The organism is Roseofilum reptotaenium CS-1145 (assembly GCF_028330985.1).
Lineage (GTDB): Bacteria > Cyanobacteriota > Cyanobacteriia > Cyanobacteriales > Desertifilaceae > Roseofilum > Roseofilum reptotaenium.
The window spans coordinates 52883-76134 of the sequence record NZ_JAQMUE010000103.1 but is presented as its reverse complement, the minus strand read 5'-3'; the positions used below and the strand labels follow the sequence as shown (position 1 = coordinate 76134).

Here is a 23252-nt window from a genome sequence, read left to right as displayed (position 1 = left end):
TCAAGGCCAATGCTTTCTCGTCGCTTTCTCGGATCGTTGAGCAATCGACTCTTGGTCACTTTGGTTGCTATCGGTTTTATTTCTTTAACGACCCTGGTTGGGGTGGTAATTTGGCAGATGCGACGTATTCTAACTCAGCAAACGGGGGAATCATTCCAAGCTTTAGCAATATCGAGCAGTCAGCGTTTAGTGGGAGAATTAGCGAGGGAAGTCGAACTTTTAACCAATTTATCCGAAGACGGCTCATTCTTTTTTGGAGAATTTACTGGCAAGAATGAGTTAAGCGATCGTGAACGAGCCAAAAGATTGCAAGACCAAGAGATGGCTTGGATGAATGACGATGAAGACTTGCAAGTGGTCATTTGGGGTCATCCCGTAAAAACCTATCTTGACCGTTTTATTCGCAAATTTCCCGCCCATACTCAGATCGTCTATCTCGATCGCTTCGGCAGTTTAGTGACATTTGGCGGCGTATTACCCAAGAATTTTTACTATGGGGACCAAGACTGGTGGCATCCAATCTGGAATGATGGAAAAAGCAAGTTCTCTACTCGTCAATTAGCGGTTGAACCCGGTCAGTCCGAAACTCTGGTTGAAATCATGATTCCCGTTCGTCTGCTGAATACCCAATCGGCAGTAGGAATTTTAAGGGCACACTTTCGTATTGACAGTCTCGATATTTTTCAAGATTTCTCGGCTCTTAATGAAGTTGGCGTACTCAGCATTGTCGATCGCGAAGGGATAATCGTTCATAGCTCCCAACCCGAACGTGTCGGCTCTCAACTTCCCTTAGCAACCCGCGATCGCCTGGCCAATACCTCCATTGGTTGGTGTCGCGATCGCGATCGGGAGGGGGAAGATACTATTTTCGGTTATGCCCAGTTAAACCCAAATCCGAAACAGGCCTATTTGGAAGATTTAGGTTGGACGCTCGTCGTTCAAAAATCTACAGACAAAGCCTTAGCAACAGTCAGCTATCTCTCTTTGGTCGCAATTTTGGGAGCTACGGGTGTTCTGATTGTGGTTCTTCTGGCCAGTCATTGGATTGCCAAACAGTTTACCCGCCCCATTGAAGAACTGACGCAAACTGCTTCAGCCATGGCGGCTGGCGATCTGCAATGCCAAGCTAAGATTACCGGTACTGATGAGTTCCGAGCATTGGGCCGCGCCTTTAACAGTATGACGGCCCAACTGCGCCAATCTATTTGCACCCTAGAAGAGCGCGTACAAACTCGTACCGCCGAACTGGAAATGGCCAAAGAACAAGCGGAGGTTGCCAACCACGCGAAGAGTGAATTTTTAGCCAATATGAGCCATGAATTACGCACTCCTCTCAATGCTATTCTCGGCTATGCACAAATCTTGACCTACTCTCGGGCTTTAGAAACGCCAGAACAAAAGCAAGTGAATGTGATTTATCAATCCGGTCAGCATTTACTGACATTGATTAACGATATTCTCGATCTGGCCAAAATTGAGGCTCGCAAACTGGAAATCGAACCAGTTCCCCTCTATTTGCCTGCGTTACTCCAAAGTGTTGTGGAAATGTGCAAGATTAAGGCTCAACAAAAAGGTATTGATTTTATTTATCAACCTAGTAACCGTTTGCCCAAGGGTATTGCTACGGATGAAAAGCGCCTGCGTCAAGTCCTGATTAATTTGCTTGGTAACGCGATTAAGTTTACTGACTGGGGAAGCGTCACCTTGCACATCGATGTGCTATCAGAGTCTGACAAAGAAGTCCAACTTTTTTTTCAAATCATTGATACTGGGGTAGGTATCGCGACGGAACATCTTGCCCATCTCTTTGAAGCCTTTGAACAAGTTGGCGATCGCCAAAAGAAATCGGAAGGTACGGGACTAGGACTAGCCATATCTCAGCGTATTGTCCATCTCATGGGCGGAACGATTGAAGTCAAAAGTAGACTCGGTCAAGGGAGTGAATTTTCCTTTGTCATTCACTTAGCCAAAGTTGATGACTGGGAGCAACCCCTAGAGAAAATGCAACAGAACCGAATTATTGGTTATGTCGGTCAACGTCTTACTCTCCTTATCGTTGATGACCGTTGGGAAAATCGAGCAGTGCTGGTCAATCTTCTTGAACCGCTGGGCTTTAAGACGATTGAGGCGGAAAATGGTGAAGAAGGGTTAGAAAAATTGCGAAAATGGCAAGCCGATTTTCTGATTACCGATTTAGCCATGCCTGTAATGGATGGTTTCCAATTGATTGACGCGATTCGCCATAGTCAGGATTTGAAAGAGATGAAAATTCTGGTCTCCTCAGCATCGGTATCGGGAAAAGACCAACAGCGATCAATTGATGCTGGTGGCGATTGCTTTTTACCCAAACCGGTTAACGCTCAAGAACTCTATGCGATCGTCTCAGACTGTTTAAATTTAGAATGGATTTATGAAGGTTTAGAATTAACTGAGACAAGCAAGTCTAAACGTTCAGAAGTTGAGGAAAATGTTATTGTGCCTCCTCCAGAATACCTTAAAGAATTACTCGAGTTGGCTCACCAAGCAGATATAGATAGTATTTGGCAGGAAATTCACACTTGGGAGGGCCAATATCAACAATTTGCCACGTTGATTATCGATTTTGCCGATGAATTCAAGGTTGAAGAAATTGAAGCTCTATTGCAACAACATTTAGAACGACTCTGATCAGATACATTCATAACTGTTTTTAGCGATCGCTAGAACAGCCAAAAGTTTTTCCAGTCTATTATTTTCTCCCCCTATCCCCCCATTACAAAGCAACGTGCTGTATCAGTCTTGAATCTCAGGCTCAACTTCAGGTGTTCCCTTCAAGGCTTTGAGCTGGGTTTCGAGTTGTTCGATGCGCTCTAGCAACCGTTCATTGGTTTCTTGCAGTTGTTTGTGCTGACTGCTTAAATAAGGGTCGCTCTCCCACCAGTTAATACCAATTTCTTTGGCTTTATCGACAGAAGAAATTAAGAGGCGAATGCGAACATTGAGTAATTCCGTTGAACCGACGGAAACAGAGATATCACCAGCAATGACAACCCCTTTATCTAGCACTCTTTCGAGGACATCAGCGAGGGTTGAACTTTGGCTTGAGGTTAGGGGACGGGAGTTGGCAGGCACGGGGATTGGGGAATAGGGGACGCAGGGAAAACACGGAGACAAGGGGACGCAGAGATCGGATTTATTTTTTAATTTTATCTTACGATCGCCCCATGAATTACTGAGCGATATATTTGCGCTCTTCATTGAGTCGAATTTTGCCTTGTTCCATTAAATGGCGCAAAATGTTGACGGTTTGTACTCGGTTTAATCCAACTGCACTTTCGATATCTGATAATTTGGCTCCTTGGCTTTGGTGTAAGAAGGTGTAAACTTTTTGTGCAGGTTGAGGCGCTTCGGGAGCAACAGACGCAGGAGTGGGAGAAGGGGGGAGAGCGTTTTGAGGCTCAAAAAGGTTTTTCAACACCAAGTAAGCGGCTGAAAGGTCTAAGTCGGTACGGGAGAGCAGAATATCTTCACAGATTTCCTGAAAGGGTTCTTGGTTGATAGCGATCGCAATTTGATGTTCGTGGCAAATCTTAGCAATCATCAATCCCGATCGCAAACCCATCGTTTTCTGAGTTCCCGTCTTCTGCTGAAATTCCATCACAATATTGACGATGGTTTGGGCTTCTTCCTGGGTAATGCCAATTTTTTCCACTAAAATAGCCGTCTGGGTTTCGGCTTCGGGATCGGGCATATTTAAGGTTACCAGACGGTCTAAAAGCGCATCTTGGGTAGCATGAACCCCGCAGTATTCTTCTGGGTTACTGGTAAATATGGCGCGAAATTGGGGATGAACCCGAATATATTCAGAGCGACTGTTATTCGGAGGCAGAACGAGCAATTTTTCTTCTAAAGTCGATAACAGTACATTATTGACCTCTGGACGGGAGCGATTAAATTCATCGTAAACCAGGGTAAACCCTTCTTTAGCCGCTAGAGTTAACCGAGAATCTACCCAATTCTTCCGGAGCTCATCTTCGAGTTTTATGACACTGTGAATATAGTTGTCAACCACTTTTTTACGGGTATATCCGGATTGATTGCCAATCAGATCGGAGGTTTTCAGCTCATCATCCCCAAAAATGAGCATAATGGGACGAGCCAGTAGATCTGCTAAGTGCAGGGCTAGGGTCGTTTTTCCTGTTCCTGCGGGGCCGCGCAAATGCACAGAAAACCCGGACTGAAGATAGCGCAGAGCGCGGTTCGTCAGTCGCTCAATGGTGGGCGTATTGACAAAGCCCTTAGAACGGGCATTGAGTAAAGTAGGCATAGGGAGTTACGTTAGAGTACGGAGTACAGGCGATCGCGCTGAGTCACCATGCCTTTTTTGATCAGCGATCTCAAAGTATCGACTGCTTGTACACGGTTAATCCCTAGGGCTTCTTCTATCACCGTTAATCGCGATGCGGGAGCCTTGCGTAGGAAATTATAAACTTGTTCTTCTTCCGTAGAAAGATAGTTTACATTTTTTTTATCCGCTTTTTGCAGTACCTGTTCTGGGGTTGGGGGAGGAGTGAGGGGAGGAACTGTTATGGGAACCGGTTTGGGAAGAGCGACGGCTGGTTTAGGCGTTGCTCTTTTGGCGATCGAAATCGATCGCTTGGATCTAAAAATGGGTTTAGGTTTAATGGCTGGTGCTGGCACTGCCACCGGTGGATCACCCCAAACCGCTTGGTAGAGATTTTGGCGATACGCTTGTAAGCTCTGGATAAACTCATCAAGTTCCCCTTGCAGGACTTGGTAGCTCTCCTGCTGTTGTTGACGATTGTCCTGTAGCGTTTTTTTTACCTCTGTTTTGCGGGTCTGAATCTCAGCTATCCGCTCCTGACGCTTTTGCTCGAGGTTTTGGCGATAGCTGTCCATTTGCAGATGAAGATCTTCGATAAACTCAGCGAGATCTTCCTGAAGGTCTCCGTAGCGCTGTTGACGACTCTGGCGAGCTGTCTTCAACAAGTTTCGGGTTTCAGTTTGTAAACGCTCCATCGTCTCTTGGAGGGTAGTGGCGATCTGATCGCTCATCAAGAACCGTTCTGTGGTGCAAGTTTCCAAAAAGTCTTCGATCGAGTCCTGCAAATCCTGGGTGTAGGTTTGCCGGGCGGTCTGTTGCTGTTGCCCCTGGAAACGTCGAGCTGCTTCAGCTTGAGCTAAGGTTGTCCGAAATTGCCGCAGTTGGTTTTGGAGTTGTACCGTTGCTGCTTGACGCTGGTCATTTAGGGTCTTAATCTGAGTTTGCACTGCCTCCGATCGCCAGCGTGTTTCGGTTTGGCGTTGTTCTCTTTGCGATCGCCACTCATCTTTAAGCGCCATAGTCTTTTGATCCCCTCCCCTAGAGAGCTTCGTTATCAGACCGCCATTCTAAAACTCAGAGGAAATAGAAACCCGTTTCTATTTCCTCTAAGGGTAGACATACCTCTCGAAAGCCAGTTTAATGCCGAATCTTAAACGGCTGGGACAGCCGCTTGAGCTGTGAGACCCACTGCTTCAGCATATTTGAGGTAAGTTTCAACCGAAGCAATAACCACCCGCGCTTCAATGGCCAGCAGTTCAATTCCTACTAAGGAGACTCGAACCCAAGCATCAACGACAATTCCTTTATCAAGGATGCGATCGACTACTTCGCCAAGACTCGATGAAGAGTTTACTTTTTCAACAGCCATAATTAATCTTCCCCTATTTGAATTGGGCGATGGTTCCGAGAGCCAAGCTTATACCGCTTAGGTAAAAGTGTTCTTGATGGATCACCAATGACCTGAATTAGGCTCAATAGTTATTTATTTTATCCGACAATGGAGGAAGATCTGTGAAAATTCTCCTACACTTTACTTAAATTCATTATTTGTATTGCTAGAGTGCCTTTTCCCTCTTACCTATTGCTATAGTGCGAAGCGCTATATGTCAGAATGAACTCACATCCTCCGACCCCAGCAAACCAAGAAACAAGCTCCATGGAACGGCTGCTTAACCAACGATATCAATTTATTAAAACCCTTGGCTCCAACCAGCTGGGTCAAACTCACCTGGTTGGCGATACCCATCTTCCAGGCCATCCTCGATGTGTCGTCAAGCAATTAAAGCTTCCTGGTAATAATCCCAAAACCTTAGAATTCAGTTTAATTTTACTTAATAAGAAGGCAGAAGCCCTCAAAAGTCTTGGTACTCATCCCCAAATCCCTAAACTGCTCGATTATTTTGAGGAGAGCCAAAGTTTTTATCTAGTGGAAGAGTTTATTGTTGGGACTTCTTTGCGCGATCAATTGGAATCTCAGCCCCAATGGACAGAAGCTCAAGTGATCGGCTTGCTCGAAGAAGTGTTACAAATCTTATCTTTTGTCCATAGTCGTGGATTGATTCATCGCTCTATTAAACCCTCCAATTTAATTCGCCGTAAATCAGACGATCGCATAGTACTAACCGGATTTGGTATTTTTAAGGAGATTGGCACTCAAGTGATGCGCTCTCAACAACAACTGTTGAAAGCTCAACGAAATGGTTCAGTGGTTTATGTGTCTCCAGAACAAGACCAAGGACAAGCCCATTTTAATAGCGATCTCTATTCGTTAGGTATAATTGGTATTCAATTACTCAGTGGTCAAAGTATTTTAGAGTTGTCCACATTGAGGGGTAAAGCGACCCAAGATTGGCAGGATGGGGTTAAAGCGAATCCAGACTTGATCTCTATTCTGAATAAAATGGTAGCTCCAGATACAAAAGAACGCTATCAATTAGCCACCAGTATCTTAGAGGATTTAGCTAATTTGCAACCGGGTAAAGTGAGTGCACCTTTAGTGCGCTCTGAAACCCCTCCATTGGTTCCCCAAGGACAACCCCAGGAACCTAAAGTTGATTATGAGGAGGTAACTTCCGTGACTCCCCTGAATCCGTTCCAGGCAAAGCGTTATTTATTACCTTTAAGTGTGGTCTTAGGCAGTTTGATTTTACTGGGGATCGCCTTGGGATCGAGTCGTTTCTCTTTATCAGGGTTGAGTCATCATGGTCTGAAGGAAGCTCAAAAGTATGCCCAAGAAGGGAATCTAGATGAGGCACTAAAGTCCTATAATCAGGCGATCGCCAAACACCCAAAAAAGGGAGAGGCTTATTATCAACGTGCTTTGATTTATCAGGATCGAGATAATCTTGAGGCTGCCTTGGAGGACTTTACCCAGGCAATTTTGCTCTCGAGTAACCTCACCGAGTCCTATTATCAGCGGGGCAATATTCGATTTGAATTGGGCGATCGCCAAGGAGCCAAAGCTGATTATACTGAAGTCCTTGCCCTCGATCCGAGTTTTGTCCCGGCTTATGTGAATCGGGGTAGCGTATTGTCGGATTTAGGGGATGATAAAGGGGCTATTCTGGACTACACTGAAGCCCTAGAACTGGAGCCAACTTTGAGTGCAGCCTATTTGAATCGCTGTTTATCTTGGTCAAATGTGGGAGATCAAGACCGGGCGATCGCCGATTGTACCCAGGCTATTAATTTAGAACCCACAGATGGTTTGGCCTATCAAAATCGAGGGTTAGCCCGGCGGAAACAACAAGATTTTCAGGGGGCGATTGAGGATTACAATATTGCGATTCGCCTCGATCCGGACGATCCAGTTCCGTATCATAATCGGGGCTTAACGCGGTTAGATTTAGGGGATACTCAAGGGGCAATTTCTGACTTTACCCGGGCGATCGAACGCAAGTCTGATTTTGCCCTTGCCTATTATGACCGAGGATTAGCTTATGTGAAGCGAACGCAAACGGATAAGGCGATTTCAGATCTACAAAAAACTGCCCAACTCTGTTCGAGTATGGGCAGAGTCGGGTGCTATGAAGATGCGACATATCAATTGGATCAATTACCTTCTTCCGGAGAGGTTAAGCCATAATCCGCCGTCTTCCTGTACCCCCTCTCGGAGTTTCACCTCCTCGACGGTTGTATCTATATCCATAGAGGATTTCTGTGGACTCGGAGGTATCAACCGATAGAGTGGATACTTCCTCCGAAGAGAGTGGAGTCATGGCGATTGTATTCACCAAGAACAGGGGGGAAACCAGTAAAGAGAGCAGAGTTTGCATTAGATGCCATCAGAAAGCTTCTATACTCTCTTTACGGGCACAATTACCCCGATCCGGAAGATGCGTTTTTTTCCTTATGTCACTTCGCTATTAATCGGCCTTCATCGCACGAAGTCCTGTAAAAACTGCCAGTCAATTCAAGCGATCGCCCTCTCCAAAAGTAATCTTGAAGAGAGAGTGGGATCTCAAATTGGCACTTGAGTCACAGAAATTTTACCGGAAAAACAGACATCTACATCCGTGCCGGGAGTGCGATCGCGTCGATCATAATTTCCACAGTAGATATACTCATCCCCGTTGATTCGATACTGGAGCGGTAACGGTTTCTTACTCAAGGGACAAAATACCATTTCTGGTTCTGGAGAACCGGCTTCAAGATGCGGAATATTCACATTCCAGAAACATCCCGGCTCCAGAGGATGGGAAAACAGCTTGGATAAAATATGGGCTGTCCATTGCGTCGTTCGTTCCCAGTCAATCTCTAAAGGACGCTTGATCCAGTGGGAAATGGCAATACCAGGAATTCCATGAAAAGCGGCTTCCCGCACCGCAGCAACGGTTCCAGACATATACACGTCCACCCCCATATTCCCCCCAGCGTTCACCCCAGAGAGAACCCAATCAATGTCCTGATTCAATTGGGGCTGCAATTGAGCGATCGCCAAGCGAGTACAATCGGCAGGAGCGCCTTGAACAGCATATTCAGTTGGCGATCTCTTTTCCATCTTCAGGGGTTTATAGGTTGTCGTTTGATGGCTACACCCAGAATACTGTACTGTGGGAGCAACGATAATCCCCTCACCCTCAACAGCATTATGGAGGGCACGGATACCAGGAGCATCAATCCCATCATCATTGGTTAAAATTATCATCAGTCAAATTATCAGCTATTGTCTATAATTGCCACCGACAGTCATCCAGCCCACCAAGTCGTCTTGGGTGCGAACTCGTACATATTCTTGGCGACCGTAGTAAAAAGTATTTCTCCAGTTAACAATGATCGGTTCGCCTCGATAAACGGTGCGGATGCGATCGCCCTGATTATTGTAAATGCCCGAAGTAACTGTGACTCGTTCGCGGGAACCTCGACGCACCGGATCGTTATAATCCACTCCTGGAGGACCAAAAAAACCGCCGCCCCCAGGGTTTTGGGCATAATTGGTTTCAAACCGCGCTCGACACCCATTTCTTACCCAAACAAATCCATTACCAAACCCCCAATTTCCTATGCAAGAGGCGGTGGAATATTGTTCCACTAACGTTACCCCATTACGAGTATCGACGGGGCAGTTAGCCGGTTGAGCATCGCGACTTTCACAGCGTACAGATTGAGGGGGTCTTTGGGCAGTGGCGGGTTGCATGTTGATGGCGCTTATGCCTACCATCACACTAGAGGATAAAGCCGCTGTAAGACAAGATTGGAGGACTCGACGCATAGTTGGGTTAGTCAGCATGATAGAGAATCCGAGTTGATTTTACCATTCTCTACTGTTGACGGGTTTCTGAGCCGTGAGTGCCAGAGGCGAGAATACAGTGCGTTGGGCTATGATTGAGGAATTGGGGAAGGAGTAGACTGCTATTCTAGCGATCATAAAAAACAATTATTAATGTCCTTCATCGTAGAGAAAAGTGTTGTGTATAGCGTAAAGCGCTATAGCGGTTGCTATAATCCGTTAAGATAGCTTAATCTTTAAAGTGAATTTATCATTATGAAGATTATGACTGCTTCCAGCTTAAAAGAACTGAAGATCCAACTCGATAGTGATAGTCTTCGCGATCGCAAGCTGGCTCTGTTGGCACTACGCAATTTCTCCCCAAAGAAAGCGATGCCATTGCTAAAAAAAGCACTTCAAGATCGCAATCAGCAAGTGCGCTCTATGGCTATTTTTGCCCTAGGGGTTAAGCCCACAGAAGAATCTTTTTCGCTGCTCGTCAATCTTTTAGAAACCGATCCTGATTATGGTATTCGAGCTGATTCTGCTGGTGCTTTAGGCTATTTGCGGGATTTAAGGGCCTTTGAACCTCTAGTGCGAGCTTTTTATGAAGACCCCGATTGGTTGGTGCGTTTTAGTGCGGCGGTTTCCCTAGGTAATCTACGAGATCAACGGGCCCATGATGTATTATTACAAGCTTTAGACAGTGCAGAAGTGCTCATTCAACAGGCTGCGATCGCCGCTTTAGGGGAAATTAAAGATCTGAGTGCCGTTAGCGACATTTTGAGATTTGCAGGCTCAGAAGATTGGCTCGTCCGTCAGCGTCTAGCGGAAGCCTTAGGCCATTTACCCTGTAGTAAAAGTCAATCCGCCCTCAAATACCTTGCCAAAGACCCCCACCCCAATGTAGCCCAGGCGGCAGCCTTAGCCCTAGACAATCTTTCCTTTTCCCAAATCAACCCCCAGAACGCTTGACTTTATATCCTTTCTGTGATAAGAAAGTCATCACTTTCTGTCCATGATCCCCTTGAATTTCTACAGTTGCCTCCTTCAGGGTTCCTCCAGCGCCACAGTGAGTTTTCAATTGCTTCAAGAGAGCAGACAACGTTTCCTGGGAATGTTGAAACCCTTGCACCACAGTAACGGTTTTCCCTTTGCGTCCTTTGCGAGATACTTCTACCTTAAGATTTTGTTGATTAGGCGCGACATCAAGCTCTACTGAGTCTCGATCCTCGGTATCCCCATCATAGCCAAACTCTTGATAAACAAAGCGATCGCCCGATTTTGACTTACTCTTAGAGGCCATATTAACTATTCCCTAGCTTCTCCAAAACATAAAACCCGCGAATAAAATCCGCTACTACTTCCGCCGTAGGTACAGACAACTGTTGCATTTTCATCGTAGTAGTTTCACTCGTCTGAAAATAAGCAGCCGAATCAACCAAACGCTTACCAAAAGACGGATGATAATAAATATTCAGGGATCGATCGCTCGAATTGGTCAAGCTCACCTGAGTTGGCATGGCAAAAAACTCTTGCGCACCTGGGGGTTTAGGCAGATCGCCACCTACTTTCACCCGTACCACTCGACTCATGACTTGACTGAGAGACTTACTGATTTGCTTAATTCGTTTTCGGTCTCGAATCGTCAAATAATCCTCCATATCTGGAGAACGGATAATCTCCATGACTTCCGTAATATTGCGTTGAGTGACGGTACTATCCTTAAACGGTAAAATGGCCAAATAGGCGATCGGCAACAGCTCTTCATCCCGATCTAAACGGAAAATCAACGTAGTGCGGCGATAGCCCACCTTAATGCTTGGAGGATGATTCATCCCCGGATATTGCCCAGCAATCTGATAATAGAACCCTGCTAAAACAAAACTCGCTGCATGGTCAAGTTGAGCATCTACCGTAATACTGACTGTAGGCGGAGTAGGGTTGAAAAACTGCTTAAATTCTTCAGACGTAAAATGATAAACCTGGGTATGATCTCCATCCGGACTCAAATCCACCCATTCGCAGGCCATACCATCGGTTTTTAAACCAAATCGGGATACCCCATGAAGCTTGGCCCCGGTTAAAGTCGCGCCGCTCAAATCTGCACCACTCCATTCGACTTGAATCAAATTCGATTGGGTCAAATCTGCATGAACCAAACTAGAATTGACCAAATTCGCATTGCTTAAATCCGCGCCAATTAAATTCGTTCCACTCAACTTCGCTTCACTCAAATCAGCCCAACTGAGATTGGTTCCACTCAAATCCACCCAGCGCAGATTCGCACCACTTAAATTTGCACCACTTAAATTCGCCCGGCTAAGGTTAGCATGGCGTAAATCGGCATCACGCAAGTCTGAACCACTTAAATCAGCCCGTCCTAGATCAGTTCCATGGAGATTTGCCCCTTCGAGATTCGCTGCAATCATGGATGTGCCACGCAAATCTACTTCACTCAGATTCGCACCACTGAGATTGGCTTGACGTAGGGTGGCTTCTCGCAAATCCGCTCCAGTTAGGTTGGCTCTACTGAGGTTCGCGTTACTCAGTTGAGCGCGAATCAGTTCGGCTCGAATCAGTCCCGCTTGAACTAAACTTGCCCCACTGAGATCGGCACGTACTAAATTCGCTACATTAAGGATAGCCCGGTTGAAATTGGCTTTGGTCAGATTACAACCACTGAGCCGAGCAACATTCAGTTTAGCTTTGCTCAGATCGGCACTTTGCAGGTTAGCGCCACTGAGGTTAGCCACACAGAGGTTAGCACCACTAAAGTTGGCATCGCTCAAATTAACCCCACTCAGGTTCGCTTCCGTGAGCAAGATGCCCATGAAATCTCTTTCTCCGGTTTCGTACCGATTAAGCACTTCCTCTTCATCCATGGCTTTTTCCTAGAGATTGGTTGAGTTAAACTGGCGTTGGTATACGTTTCCCATTCGTTATGATAGCTGCATTAGGGTGATGAAAGTAGGCATTATTGGTTTAGGGTTAATTGGTGGGTCGTTAGGATTAGCTTTGCGATCGCTCGGTTGGGAAGTTTTGGGTACTAGTCGTAATCCGCGTACCTGTGAGGCAGCCGTGGCACAAGGGGTTGTGGATCGAGCTAGCGTTGAGTTGAGCCAAGTCAGCCCAGCGGAGATTATTTTTATTTGTACTCCTATCGGTCTGATTGTACCGATTGCTCAACAATTGGTTCCTTTGCTCTCTCCGGCCACAATTGTAACGGATGTCGGGTCGGTTAAAACGCCAATTGTTGAGTCCCTTGCCCCAATTTGTCCCAATTTTGTGGGTGGTCATCCCATGGCAGGAACCGCCGAACAAGGGTTAGGAGCAGCCCAGTTCGGGTTATTTGAAGATCGTCCCTATGTTCTTACTCCGACTCCAACTACCCCACCAGAGTCTTTGGGGCAGGTGACGGAAATTGTGCGATCGCTGCGATCGAGAGTCTATCATTGTTCTCCCCAAGAACACGATCGCGCAGTGGCTTTGATTTCCCATTTACCCGTTTTCGCCAGTGCTGGATTAATTACGACTTGTAGCGATCCATCTTTGGACACTGTGCGAGATTTAGCCCAAAAACTCGCCAGTTCCGGCTTTGCTGATACCAGTCGGGTAGGAGGAGGCAATCCAGAGTTAGGTCGAATGATGGCAGAATACAACCGAGATGCTCTGAGAGCATCTCTCTTAAGTTATCGCCAAAATTTAGATCGAGTTCTCACTTGGATTGAAGACGAAAATTGGGCCGCCATTGATGAGTATTTACACAAAACTCAACAAGAGCGACCCAGTTTTTTGTAGGAATGAGGAATGGGGAATAGGGAATCTCCCTATCTCTCTATCCAGGTAAGAAATTCTCCATGCCTTTAATCACTTTCATTGAAGTAATGCGATCGCCTTTTTTCAGTTCAGGCAACACGTCCTCACCGTCAACAACATACCCAAATACTGCATACTCACCATCCAAGAGATTTAAGCCCGCAGGGGTTAATTCCGGTTCAAAGAGGAAGAAGAAAAACTGAGACGAACCTCCATTCGGATCGTTATCTGGGCGAGCCATACCTAGGGTTCCATAAGCAGAGAAGGGTAAAACTGGCTCTTCACGGTAGAGTCCAATTTCTTCTAACGTAAACTCATAAATCGGTTCGACTTCACTTTTAACTCTAATTTCTAAAGGAATTGTGCGTTCCTCTCCGGTTGCAGGGTCTACAAACCCATTTTCTGGGCCAGGAGGATCGCCAAGTTGCAACACATAGAATTCGTCCGCCCGGGTAATGGGTAAACCATCATAAAATCCCCTAGACACTAGATCCACAAAGTTTCCAGCCGTTACCGGCGCATTATAACCATCAACGACAACCGTTAAGCTTCCTTTTTTAGTTTCAATTTCTACCGTTGCTCGTCCTTTCAATTGAGGTAGGGCACTATATTCAGAGGGGACTTCATAGGGAAACCCTTGCACCATCAGATTTTCTAGAGTTTCCACCTCAGAGAGGCAACTTTTTTGGGTCTCAAAGGCGGCGGTTTTGTCTTGTTCCGCGACTTGCTCCCGAAGGATATTGAGGTCGGTGCTCAATTGTTCTAGAGCTTCTTGAGCTTCAGAGCGGCGATCTTCGGCAATGCTGGCTAAAATCTTTTCCCTACGGGTAGATAACAAAAAGTTGGCTTCACTGAGGCTAGAAGTTGCTGCACTCCAGCGTCTTCCCCGAATCGGAGCAATAATCGATTCAATATCCCCTTGGATCTTGAAAATGGTGTCATTATCAATGGGCAGAGCATAGCGCAGAATGGCATCGCCCTCGGTAATGGCATCTCCTCCAGGGAGGCGACTTTCTCGGTCAGGAGCCGCTTGGGTAGGGGTACTCAGTCCTACCCAACAGGTTAGGACGAGGAAAAACAGCAAGGTGGTCTTGAATAAGGACTTTAGGATATGGATCATGGAAATTTTATCTATCTTATGGCGATCGCGTCACAATTATCAGCTCTGGGTTCACCCTCAAGCTTTTGATCGAGAACTTGGGCTGTGTACGATCAGAGTCTACAACAAAGCCCCAGATCAATATAAAAATTAAAAATTAAAAATGCGTCAAAAGATGTCCCCAGTTACCCCGATCGCCGAGTTACGGGAGTTTGCCGAGGCGATCGTAGAGTAATGTAAGGTTGAACGTTCAACCCCTATTGATATGACCTTACCCGCCGACCTCATTAGGCAATTCAAACAGAGCCAAACCCGTTTAACCGATCTTATTGATCGCTTCAGCCAAGCGAAAGTGCTAGTTGTTGGTGATTTGACCCTAGATGAATTTCTCACGGGTCAAGTAGAACGGCTCTCGAGAGAAGCCCCTGTGGTGATTTTGCGCCATGAGGAAACCCGCCAAATTCCTGGAGGGGGAGCCAACGCCGTCTATAATTTGGCGAAATTGGGGGGTCAAGTTAAGGCAGTGGGTATCGTGGGGAAAGATGACCAAGGCCAGGCCCTACGGGGGATTTTTGAGGAGGCGGGCATTAATACCCAAGGAATTTTAGTCGATGAAACCCGGCCAACGGTGACCAAAACTCGCATTTCTGGCCATGCTCGTCAGTCTGTAACGCAGCAAATTGTGCGCATCGATCGCAAATCGGATCGGTTGCTAGACTTGCCTTTACAACAAGCATTAGCTCAGTATATCCAATCTCAGTTAGACCAAGTCGATGGGGTGATTTGTTCGGACTATGGCGATGGAGTCTTTCGGACTCAACCTGATGGGACGCTCTCTCCTGTAATTCCAGCCGTGTTAGGCCACCAGCGGGTGATGGTGGATGCACAGAAGGATTTGCCACGCTACCAGGGCGTGACCTTGTTTACTCCCAATTTACCAGAGGCAGAACAGGCGGTGGGTTATGCGATTAATTCTCATGAGCGATTAATCCAAGCGGGGGAAGATTTGTTAAAAATAACTCAGGCTAGTCATATGCTGATTACTCGCGGGGATGAGGGGATGAGCTTGTTTACGCCCCAAAAACCGATGGTTCATATTCCCGCGTTTAATCGTCGCCAGGTGTTTGATGTAACTGGGGCTGGGGATACGGTAATTGCAGCCGTATCTTTGGCGTTGTGTGTGGGCGCTTCGTTCTGGGAGGCAACGGTTTTGGGTAATTTGGCGGCTTCTTTGGTCGTGCGCCAGTTTGGAACAGCAACTACTCAGGGTGAAGAGATGAAACAGGCTTTAGCGGATATGCTGGACAATGAAGCGGCTGATAGGGAATAGGGAATAGATCCCTGTGGTTGCTATAGTGATCGGGGGTGTAGGGGCGGGTTGTCCCAGATCTAGGTAACCGGCAACGGGGCAAGGGGCTTAGAGCCAATTGTTAAAAGCGTTATCCTGGAAACTAGAGATAAATCCGCCCCAATGTGCCCCATATAAGCGGTAAATTTAAGGATATTCAATCGTATGGAAAATCGTAATCCTCGTCGTCTTTTGGTCACTGGTGGTGCGGGGTTTATTGGCTCGAATTTTGTCCAATATTGGTGCGATCGCTACCCGGAAGACCACATAGTTGTATTAGATGCACTTACCTATGCGGGGAATTTGGCGAATTTAGAGCCAGTTAAGGAGCATCCTCAGTTTCGATTTGTACAAGGGGATATCGGCGATCGCTCCCTGATTGACCAACTCTTAGCCGAAGAGAGCATTGATACCGTTGCCCATTTTGCCGCCGAATCCCATGTAGACCGCTCCATCCTTGGCCCAGGGGCGTTTGTGCAAACCAATGTCATCGGCACCTTTACCCTCCTAGAAGCCTTCCGCCAGCATTATCCTACCCTACCTGACCAAAAAGGGCTATTTTTGCACGTCTCTACGGATGAAGTCTACGGTTCTTTGGGGCCCAACGATCCAGCGTTTCAAGAAACCACGCCCTATGCTCCCAACAGTCCCTATTCTGCCTCGAAAGCAGGGAGCGATCACTTAGTTCGTGCCTATTATCATACCTATAATTTACCGACTATTATTACCAATTGCTCCAATAATTATGGGCCCTATCAGTTCCCAGAAAAACTGATTCCCTTAATGGCGATCAATACTTTAATCGGCAAAAATCTACCCGTTTATGGCGATGGGCAAAATATCCGAGACTGGCTCTATGTGATTGACCATTGCAGTGCCTTAGATGTGGTTATTCATCAAGGGAAACCAGGAGAAACGTACAATGTGGGGGGGAATAATGAAGTCAAAAATATTGACTTGGTGACCATTTTATGTGATGTCATGGATGAACTCGCGCCCCAGTTTCCCGTTCGTCCCTGTCGCAACCTGATTACCTTTGTTAAAGATAGACTCGGCCACGATCGCCGCTACGCGATCGATGCCACTAAAATTAAAACCGAACTCGGTTGGCAACCCTCCGTTACCGTCGAGGAAGGATTGCGTCAAACCCTAAAATGGTACTTAGACAATCAAGAGTGGTGGCAGCCTCTCTTATCCCAAGAATATCAGGACTATTACCGCAAAGTTTACGAAGGGTAATCTCCCCTTATCCTCTAGCCCCTTCTCCCACAGGAGAAGAGGGAAAAGCCTCTCTCTCGTTGCAGAGAGATTTTCCTTTCACTTTGGGATATGAAGGGACATGAAAGGGAGAGGGCATAAAAAAGCCATGGTATTCTTAAAGATTATCTAATCCCCAGACTTTCATGGCAATGTCAGCTAGTATTTTCTGACGCTTTTCAATAGATTCATCATTCCATAATCTAAACTCTGTTAAACGTAAATCTTCTAATGCACGGTTGATCTGAGTATCATGACCTACATTAAGTTTCTCTGCTAAGGAACGAGTTATTACTATTCTAGAATTTCTATATCCTAGTAGTTTTTCTTGATACGACTTGTTAGAAACTGAACTATTAATCGTTTTTTCTAGCAAAGTTAAATTACCTAGCTTATGAACAGAAGAGAGTTTGGTAGACTGAGGTAATATATGTTCTATAGTAATTTGTTTATCCAAGTAAAAATCCAGAGATTCAGAATGTCCATAAGTTTGCTTTTCAACGTATTGAGCTATTTTGGCTAATAGATATCGTAGTCGATATATTGCCAAGCTCTTTTGAGACATTTGTATTAGACAGTGATAAAATTCTTCTTTGACTTCCTGTAACTGAGGGACAATGTTTTCTTCTACAAAATCATCCATATCATCATAATTCTTTATTGTCCTAACTTTCTTTGACCAATAAGCAAACTGCCTAGTGATATTAAAATCTTTTTGCCTGGTTTTTTTAGTGACAGAAATAACAAAAGATAGATTTTCAATATAGTATGAAAATTTTTCAAAAATTGATTTTTCTAGAAAGCGGCCTGCTAAGGATAACACCAAGTGAGATTTGAATCTACCTTGTATTTTAGAAATCCCTTTGAGATGTATATTATCTGAGCCATCAGGATTTTTGCCTTGAGTTAATTTACCATAGTGATCTGCTGCTAGAATTAAATCGTCAAGAAACTTGATCGGATCTCGATCAATACCTTCAGTTGTACCATGCTTTAAAAACCATTCATAAATCTCTTCTTCTGGAAAACTGTTGGATAATTCTACGTCATAACTAGCCATTAAATAATAACGCAAAAAAGTCAATGGTTTTTGCTTGCTTTGATAGATTTTTTTGAGAAACTCTTCCCACTTATTTGTCAAAGTTTGCCAATGACGATTTCTATCTATTTCACGAGAGGTATGAATGAAGAGATAATTTTTTAGTAAATCAACAGGCGTTAAGCCAACACCCCTATCATTAATTGTCTCAAAAACCTTCAATGCATTTTTTAAATCAGGAGTCTCTATTCTTATTAACTTTGTCTTGTTAGCAATAGCTGTAGATGCTTTTCTGTAAATTGTAAGTTCTTTCTCCAAGTGTTCAGAGAAGAAATTGTTAATCAGTTTCCAGGCTTTGAATATGTTATTTGCAGAGGCTGAAGATTTCAATAGTTCTTTCTCTGGGACTCGACTATGTAGTAGATATTCATCTAGAACTTTCTTACCATGTGTATCATATTGAAGGCATAATCGAGGTCTATCAACATCCTCACCGGTATCCATATTCTGAGTTGTCCCTTGCAAATAGCTTTCTATGGATTTTGAACTGCTACCAAATTCTTGAATGCAATCCCTAAGAACACAAAATATAAGATAGATAGTTGTTAATCTTTGTTGACCATCAATGAGTTGAAAAGTGGGGATATCATCTGTATAATCTGGATAGACAACAATCGATCCTAAGAAATACTCAAGCTTATTACTTTCTCCTTCTTCTAAACCTAATCCTTCAAACAAATCTTGAAGTAATTTTTGAACCTCATTTTCCTGCCAAACATATTCCCGTTGAAAATCGGGGACACTGTAGAAAGCATCAAATAATTGTTTGATACTCAAGTTACTTGATTCAATGGTAGGAGTTGATGACATATGCTACGAAGGGTGAGTCGGTTGAGTCAAATGTGTATAGTAGCTTAATTCACAAAGTTAAGCTACTATACTGATAGTACACTATTTGTGGATTTTAAATCTCATTTCCTCACCCCTTCTCTATTTGGAGATGAGGGAAAAGTCCCTCTCGGAGTGGCAGAGGGATTTAGGGAAAGTGCATAACATGACGATCCACAACAGTATCTCTAGATAACACCCATGACTCCCTACGAAAGAATCGCCTTATGGAATCAAAAAGCGGGAAAATCTCCAGTTTCTCTCAAGGATGAAGCCTATTGGGTTTTATTAGAAAATCAGACCCAAAGAATTGAAGAAGAATTGCGTGAACTCAGGAAAGCCCTAAAGAAAAGAAACTTAGCCAAACTCCTTGATGCTGGATGTGATTTAGATGTCGTAGTTTCGGGACTTAATTATATCTGCGGTCTAGAATATAAAAGCGCCATTGAACGAGTTTTAGACAATAATGAATTGAAAGTGGTCAAAGACCGTCAACTGGTAGAAGATTCGATTGAACCCTATCGTCAGAAAGGTATCGAAACAAAAATCGTAGAAGTTACATTAGATGGTGAGTCTTACTATTCCCTCCATCGCGTAGAAGACGATAAAATTTTGAAACTCAACAACCATACCAAGGTCGATTTATCGGATATTGTCTAAACTAAATAATACCAATGGGATATTATAAGTACAGTATCAAAAAGAGAGGAGAATAAAATGATTTTAGAAAATCAAGATCAAGATCTTTTTAATTTGAACCGATTCGATTGTGTTTATAGAGGTTTTTCACTTTATGAAGGTGGAACTTATGCAATCCATGCTCGGCGCATAAGAGGTGTGGGTGTAGATGAATCCAGTGAATGCACGGAAGTAAATGAAATCGAAATGTTGGATAATTTTAAAGATGAGATCACAAGAGATCGGGTTTACAATGCATTTAGGAAAGCGTGGATGAATGGTAACAAATCTTTTAGTATCCCTGAATATCTAAACTTGTTGGAGAATGATTGATTACATAGACTGGAGAAACTTGCCTCAGCTAAACTCAGGGGTGTGTCAACAAAATTCGATGTGCCTGACCAACTGAAACTGGCAGGAGTTATCCCTCTTCTATCACTTTCGGAAATCGCGATCGCTGTATCCCTTATGGAGAGAGACATGTACTGATCTGACTGGATTTTCGAGTTTCTGTTAGGAAAAACTGTCGCGATCGCCGATACTGTAAGAGTTCTAGAATTCAGTCAAGACAAGTGTTTTCCCAGTTTGATAGAAGAGGGTTATCCCATTTCTCCATGATATTACGCTTAATGAATACTCTCAGACAATTGCCTCAATAGAAATCATTAGTTGCAAACTTAAAGAGAAATGGTATTAGCTATTTTTGTCCAGGAAAATACTCCAAGAACAACCGAACCGTAGCTGATTTAACTCAAAAGTCATCGAATATCAATGGAAATGTCTGGAAAACATTGGAGTGAAACGGTTCCCTGATCGAATTTCAAGGTGGTTTTATAATCACCTTACGCTAAGTTGAAAAAGACATACAATTGCTGATTTTGGAGATTGGAAATCCAGTATTCTTGAATGCCAGATTGAGCGTAGATGTATTTCTTTTCTCCTAAGTCTTCAGAGTCATTTTCGTTGCTCCAATTTCCAACTCCAGTTTTGCACGGCTCGAATCACTCGATTGTGAGGTTGAGTTTGGCGCAAAATAAGAAAATCATTTAATCGAGTGGCAGTTACCTTAGGGAAAATGTGACTAAGTTCTGATTCGATATACTCGAAGGTCTGATGCTGACAAATTACTAAACCTCGACGTTTGCTATAGCGCTAAACTTCGGGTATCTCTAAAGCAGAATAAATATCCATTCGTTGGGTTGAGGGACTGGTCAGATCAATTTCAATGACTAAATCTGGCAGTCCGGTTTTCTCTTCCCCACCCTCTGAAGTTTCGGGGACGGAAGAATTGAAATAGAATCCACTATCTGGATCAATAGCTTGAGCCATGTCTGGACATTCTATGGTTTTCAAGCCTAAATTGTGTCCTTGGCAATGGAGTTCTTTGCTTAAGATTTGGACAATGGCGGCTAATAAGCGATTAATCTTTTCATGCACTCTAGAAGGACTTTTTAGGGAGAGAATACCTTGACTATAGGCAGTGCGAATTGTCCGGTTTTGTCCCATATCCCTAAGCATGGCTTGATAGGTTGACCAACTAATAGGGGACAAAACTATAGTCTGGGTTAGCTTTCCCTCAAAATCATTAAGGCAGAGTTCATTTAGCTCATTAGACTGTTTAAAAATCATTTCTGCGATCGGCACCCGTTGCTTGTGGCTCTATTTTATAGTGCTTTCTGCTTTGCGGACATAAACAAGTAAGAAGGAAGAGGGAATAGGAACAACCGCGTGTTCACTATTCCCTCTTGCCTAGCGCCCAGTACTATAGATTACAGAATGGCTTGATAACACTGGTAATTGCGATCGTCCCAACAGACAATAATGACTTGCTCGATTGAGGACTGTTGTTGCAAGACTTGGCTAATAGTCCGTAGGGCGATAGAGGCAGCCCAGTCTGGGGGACATCCTAACGCACCAGTGGCAATGGAAGGGAAAGAGACAGTTTTTAATCCCTTTTGTACGACTAAATTGAGAGAATTGCGGTAACAGTTAGTCAGCAGTTCTTCTTCCTGAGCGCGTCCGTTTTGCCAACCAGGGCCAACTGTGTGAATGATAACTTGGGCAGGAAGATTAAAGGCGGGAGTAATTTTAGCTTCTCCCACATCACAGGTCACGAGGGCGTTACAGGCTTGGCGTAATTCTGCCCCGGCGGCTCGGTGAATGGCGGAATCTACCCCAAATGTGCCGGTCATTAGAGGATTGGTGGCATTGACTATGGCATCGACTGCAATTTGGGTAATGTCTCCTTTAACAACTTTAATTCGTCCTTGGATCTGTTGCCAGGGTTTTGCCCCCTGTCCGGAAGTCCCTACTCTCTTTTGGCGCTCTTGTTGATATTCTTCATAGTGGGACTGTCCCCACGCCCGAGAGCGACTATGGGATTCAAAATGACTGCGCTTTTGAAATTGCTCATATTCCCGCCGTTTCAAGTTGGTACTTAAGGATTGTAAGGACTCTGATTCTTGATTCATCGCGGTGGATGCAGGAGCTGCCTGAATGAGTTCCATTCCTTTGGCGATGGTTTGTTCGGCGAGGTCATATTGCCCCAGTCTGGCTTGCTCGGCGGCTTCGTTTTTGGCACGAGCGGCGAGGAGAGCTGCAACTTCTTGTTGTACTTCTGGGTTAAAGGGAAATTCGTTTAAGCTTTGACGGTTAACCCAGGGTAAGCTGAGGGATTGATCGATTTGTTGGCGTGTACTGGTTTCAATATCATCCCAGGAAAGGTGCAGGGTGAGGATTGAGGGGAGGGTTTGGGCGGGAACTTTGAGCCGCAGGGCAAGGGTAAAGGGATTGCCAGCAATGAGGTTAGGCAGTTGATATTGGCCGTTCGGAAGGGTTGCAAAGTCGTTGAAGATATCGAGCAGTTGTACTTGGGAGGGGAGAGTGAAGCTTAATGTGACGTTTTTGCCCAGGGTTGCCATCAGGCCTTGCAATTCCATGGCGAAAATGTCGGGCAGTTGTTCGGGACTTTCGATGTAGTAATAGTTGCCATCTCCACTGGCAGCGATCGCCTCTAATAGACTTTCATTATAGTCATCGCCCACGCCCATTGTTGTTGTACTGACTCCTCTCTGGGCGAGTCCATGGACATCGGTGGAAATCACATCGGGGTTGGTTTCGCCCACGTTAGCAATGCCGTCTGAGAGCAAAATCACCCGGTTGAGGGAATTGGGTTTGAGATGTTGACTGACCTGTACGCCTCCTTCAATCCAACCGGCATGAAGGGCTGTTCCTCCCCCGACATTAATTTGTTCGATTTGTTGCAGGATATAGCGTTTGTTTTGTACGAGTTGACTGCGAACGGGGGTGTTGATGTGGCTCTGAAAGGTAACAACACTAACGCGATCGCTCGATTGCAATTGATTGACGGCATAGGCAGCCGCTTGTTTGGTGAAGGTGATTTTGTTCCGATCTGCCATGGAACCGGAGCGATCTAGTACTAAGCTGAGATTGATGGGGGGCCGTTCGGAGGTCACTTGGGGGGCAGGAGGGGTAAGGCGGATTAAAACATCTAAGGTGGTGGGGATTTCTGTGCATAAAGCTGCACGTAGGGGGATAAATTCGATCGCCGGTTGCATAAAAACTCTCTCC

At 44.9% G+C, this 23252-nt stretch carries 21 protein-coding genes and 1 pseudogene; 8 read left to right on the top strand and 14 right to left on the bottom strand.

Translation table 11 applies throughout. The annotated features are described in order from the left end of the window. Positions 1-9 precede the first annotated feature (9 nt). Complete coding sequence (locus tag PN466_RS23315) at positions 10-2667, top strand: hybrid sensor histidine kinase/response regulator (protein ID WP_271944496.1); 2658 nt, start codon at positions 10-12, stop codon at positions 2665-2667. A gap of 105 nt (positions 2668-2772) precedes the next feature. Here PN466_RS23315 and PN466_RS23310 read toward each other — a convergent pair whose 3' ends face one another. The 4 genes from PN466_RS23310 to gvpA all read right to left on the bottom strand — a co-directional run bounded on the left by PN466_RS23310 (position 2773) and on the right by gvpA (position 5693). Continuing rightward, positions 2773-3111 carry a gas vesicle protein gene (locus PN466_RS23310; protein ID WP_271944494.1) on the bottom strand — a complete coding sequence of 113 codons (339 nt, stop codon included), beginning with the start codon at positions 3109-3111 and terminating at the stop codon, positions 2773-2775. A gap of 97 nt (positions 3112-3208) precedes the next feature. Then, positions 3209-4306: a gas vesicle protein GvpN gene (gene gvpN / locus PN466_RS23305; RefSeq protein ID WP_271944492.1), complete on the bottom strand. Its 1098-nt coding sequence runs from the start codon at positions 4304-4306 to the stop codon at positions 3209-3211. Between the two features lie 11 nt (positions 4307-4317). Beyond that, positions 4318-5343 (bottom strand): hypothetical protein, encoded by a 1026-nt coding sequence (locus PN466_RS23300; RefSeq protein WP_271944490.1) that lies wholly within the window; start codon positions 5341-5343, stop codon positions 4318-4320. A gap of 131 nt (positions 5344-5474) precedes the next feature. After that, entirely contained in the window at positions 5475-5693 is a 219-nt protein-coding gene (gene gvpA, locus PN466_RS23295; RefSeq protein WP_271944488.1) for a gas vesicle structural protein GvpA, read from the bottom strand. 288 nt (positions 5694-5981) lie between these two features. On the opposite strand from gvpA, the gene PN466_RS23290 reads away from it, so the two are divergent. Then, entirely contained in the window at positions 5982-7910 is a 1929-nt protein-coding gene (locus tag PN466_RS23290) for a tetratricopeptide repeat protein (protein ID WP_271944487.1), read from the top strand. Here PN466_RS23290 and PN466_RS23285 read toward each other — a convergent pair. The 3 genes from PN466_RS23285 to PN466_RS23275 all read right to left on the bottom strand — a co-directional run bounded on the left by PN466_RS23285 (position 7900) and on the right by PN466_RS23275 (position 9554). Then, complete coding sequence (locus tag PN466_RS23285) at positions 7900-8100, bottom strand: hypothetical protein (RefSeq protein WP_271944485.1); 201 nt, start codon at positions 8098-8100, stop codon at positions 7900-7902. The two genes, PN466_RS23290 and PN466_RS23285, sit on opposite strands and share 11 nt — an antisense overlap. A 185-nt stretch (positions 8101-8285) precedes the next feature. Continuing rightward, on the bottom strand, positions 8286-8975 hold the full coding sequence (gene surE, locus PN466_RS23280) for a 5'/3'-nucleotidase SurE (protein WP_271944534.1): 690 nt from the start codon (positions 8973-8975) through the stop codon (positions 8286-8288). Positions 8976-8987: 12 nt separating this feature from the next. Further along, the gene (locus PN466_RS23275) at positions 8988-9554 is read right to left on the bottom strand and encodes a DUF3011 domain-containing protein (protein ID WP_271944483.1); all 567 of its coding nucleotides are present in this window, start codon (positions 9552-9554) and stop codon (positions 8988-8990) included. A gap of 264 nt (positions 9555-9818) precedes the next feature. Here PN466_RS23275 and PN466_RS23270 point away from each other — a divergent pair, with 264 nt between their 5' ends. Continuing rightward, positions 9819-10508 carry a HEAT repeat domain-containing protein gene (locus PN466_RS23270; RefSeq protein ID WP_271944481.1) on the top strand — a complete coding sequence of 230 codons (690 nt, stop codon included), beginning with the start codon at positions 9819-9821 and terminating at the stop codon, positions 10506-10508. On the opposite strand, the gene PN466_RS23265 is transcribed toward PN466_RS23270, so the two are convergent. Next, on the bottom strand, positions 10489-10839 hold the full coding sequence (locus PN466_RS23265) for a translation initiation factor (protein ID WP_271944479.1): 351 nt from the start codon (positions 10837-10839) through the stop codon (positions 10489-10491). The two genes, PN466_RS23270 and PN466_RS23265, sit on opposite strands and share 20 nt — an antisense overlap. A gap of 1 nt (position 10840) precedes the next feature. Beyond that, positions 10841-12418 carry a pentapeptide repeat-containing protein gene (locus PN466_RS23260; RefSeq protein WP_271944478.1) on the bottom strand — a complete coding sequence of 526 codons (1578 nt, stop codon included), beginning with the start codon at positions 12416-12418 and terminating at the stop codon, positions 10841-10843. A gap of 79 nt (positions 12419-12497) precedes the next feature. On the opposite strand from PN466_RS23260, the gene PN466_RS23255 reads away from it, so the two are divergent. Further along, positions 12498-13334 (top strand): prephenate/arogenate dehydrogenase, encoded by an 837-nt coding sequence (locus PN466_RS23255; RefSeq protein WP_271944531.1) that lies wholly within the window; start codon positions 12498-12500, stop codon positions 13332-13334. A gap of 37 nt (positions 13335-13371) precedes the next feature. Here the strand turns inward: PN466_RS23255 and PN466_RS23250 are convergent, their stop codons facing one another. Then, positions 13372-14472, bottom strand: coding sequence for a peptidylprolyl isomerase (locus PN466_RS23250; RefSeq protein ID WP_271944476.1), 1101 nt, complete (start codon positions 14470-14472; stop codon positions 13372-13374). Between the two features lie 244 nt (positions 14473-14716). Here PN466_RS23250 and PN466_RS23245 point away from each other — a divergent pair, with 244 nt between their 5' ends. Together PN466_RS23245 and rfbB are read left to right on the top strand one after the other, a co-directional pair. After that, positions 14717-15781, top strand: a complete 1065-nt coding sequence (locus tag PN466_RS23245; protein ID WP_271944474.1) for a bifunctional heptose 7-phosphate kinase/heptose 1-phosphate adenyltransferase — start codon at positions 14717-14719, stop codon at positions 15779-15781. Positions 15782-15964: 183 nt separating this feature from the next. Then, positions 15965-17038 (top strand): dTDP-glucose 4,6-dehydratase, encoded by a 1074-nt coding sequence (gene rfbB, locus PN466_RS23240; protein WP_271944472.1) that lies wholly within the window; start codon positions 15965-15967, stop codon positions 17036-17038. A gap of 136 nt (positions 17039-17174) precedes the next feature. Here rfbB and PN466_RS23235 read toward each other — a convergent pair whose 3' ends face one another. Next, positions 17175-18965 carry a DUF262 domain-containing protein gene (locus tag PN466_RS23235; protein WP_271944470.1) on the bottom strand — a complete coding sequence of 597 codons (1791 nt, stop codon included), beginning with the start codon at positions 18963-18965 and terminating at the stop codon, positions 17175-17177. Between the two features lie 219 nt (positions 18966-19184). Here PN466_RS23235 and PN466_RS23230 point away from each other — a divergent pair, with 219 nt between their 5' ends. Next, a complete protein-coding gene (locus tag PN466_RS23230) occupies positions 19185-19643 on the top strand; it encodes a hypothetical protein (RefSeq protein WP_271944468.1) in 459 nt (152 codons plus the stop codon). A 57-nt stretch (positions 19644-19700) separates the two neighbouring features. After that, positions 19701-19994, top strand: coding sequence for a hypothetical protein (locus PN466_RS23225; protein ID WP_271944466.1), 294 nt, complete (start codon positions 19701-19703; stop codon positions 19992-19994). Between the two features lie 509 nt (positions 19995-20503). Here the strand turns inward: PN466_RS23225 and PN466_RS26550 are convergent. The 3 genes and pseudogenes from PN466_RS26550 to PN466_RS23215 form a co-directional block, all read right to left on the bottom strand. Continuing rightward, positions 20504-20611, bottom strand: a pseudogene (locus PN466_RS26550) (Uma2 family endonuclease); the annotation flags it as partial. A gap of 202 nt (positions 20612-20813) precedes the next feature. Continuing rightward, a complete protein-coding gene (locus PN466_RS23220; RefSeq protein WP_271944464.1) occupies positions 20814-21212 on the bottom strand; it encodes a Uma2 family endonuclease in 399 nt (132 codons plus the stop codon). A 218-nt stretch (positions 21213-21430) separates the two neighbouring features. Continuing rightward, on the bottom strand, positions 21431-23239 hold the full coding sequence (locus tag PN466_RS23215) for a macro domain-containing protein (protein WP_271944462.1): 1809 nt from the start codon (positions 23237-23239) through the stop codon (positions 21431-21433). Positions 23240-23252: the final 13 nt, after the last annotated feature.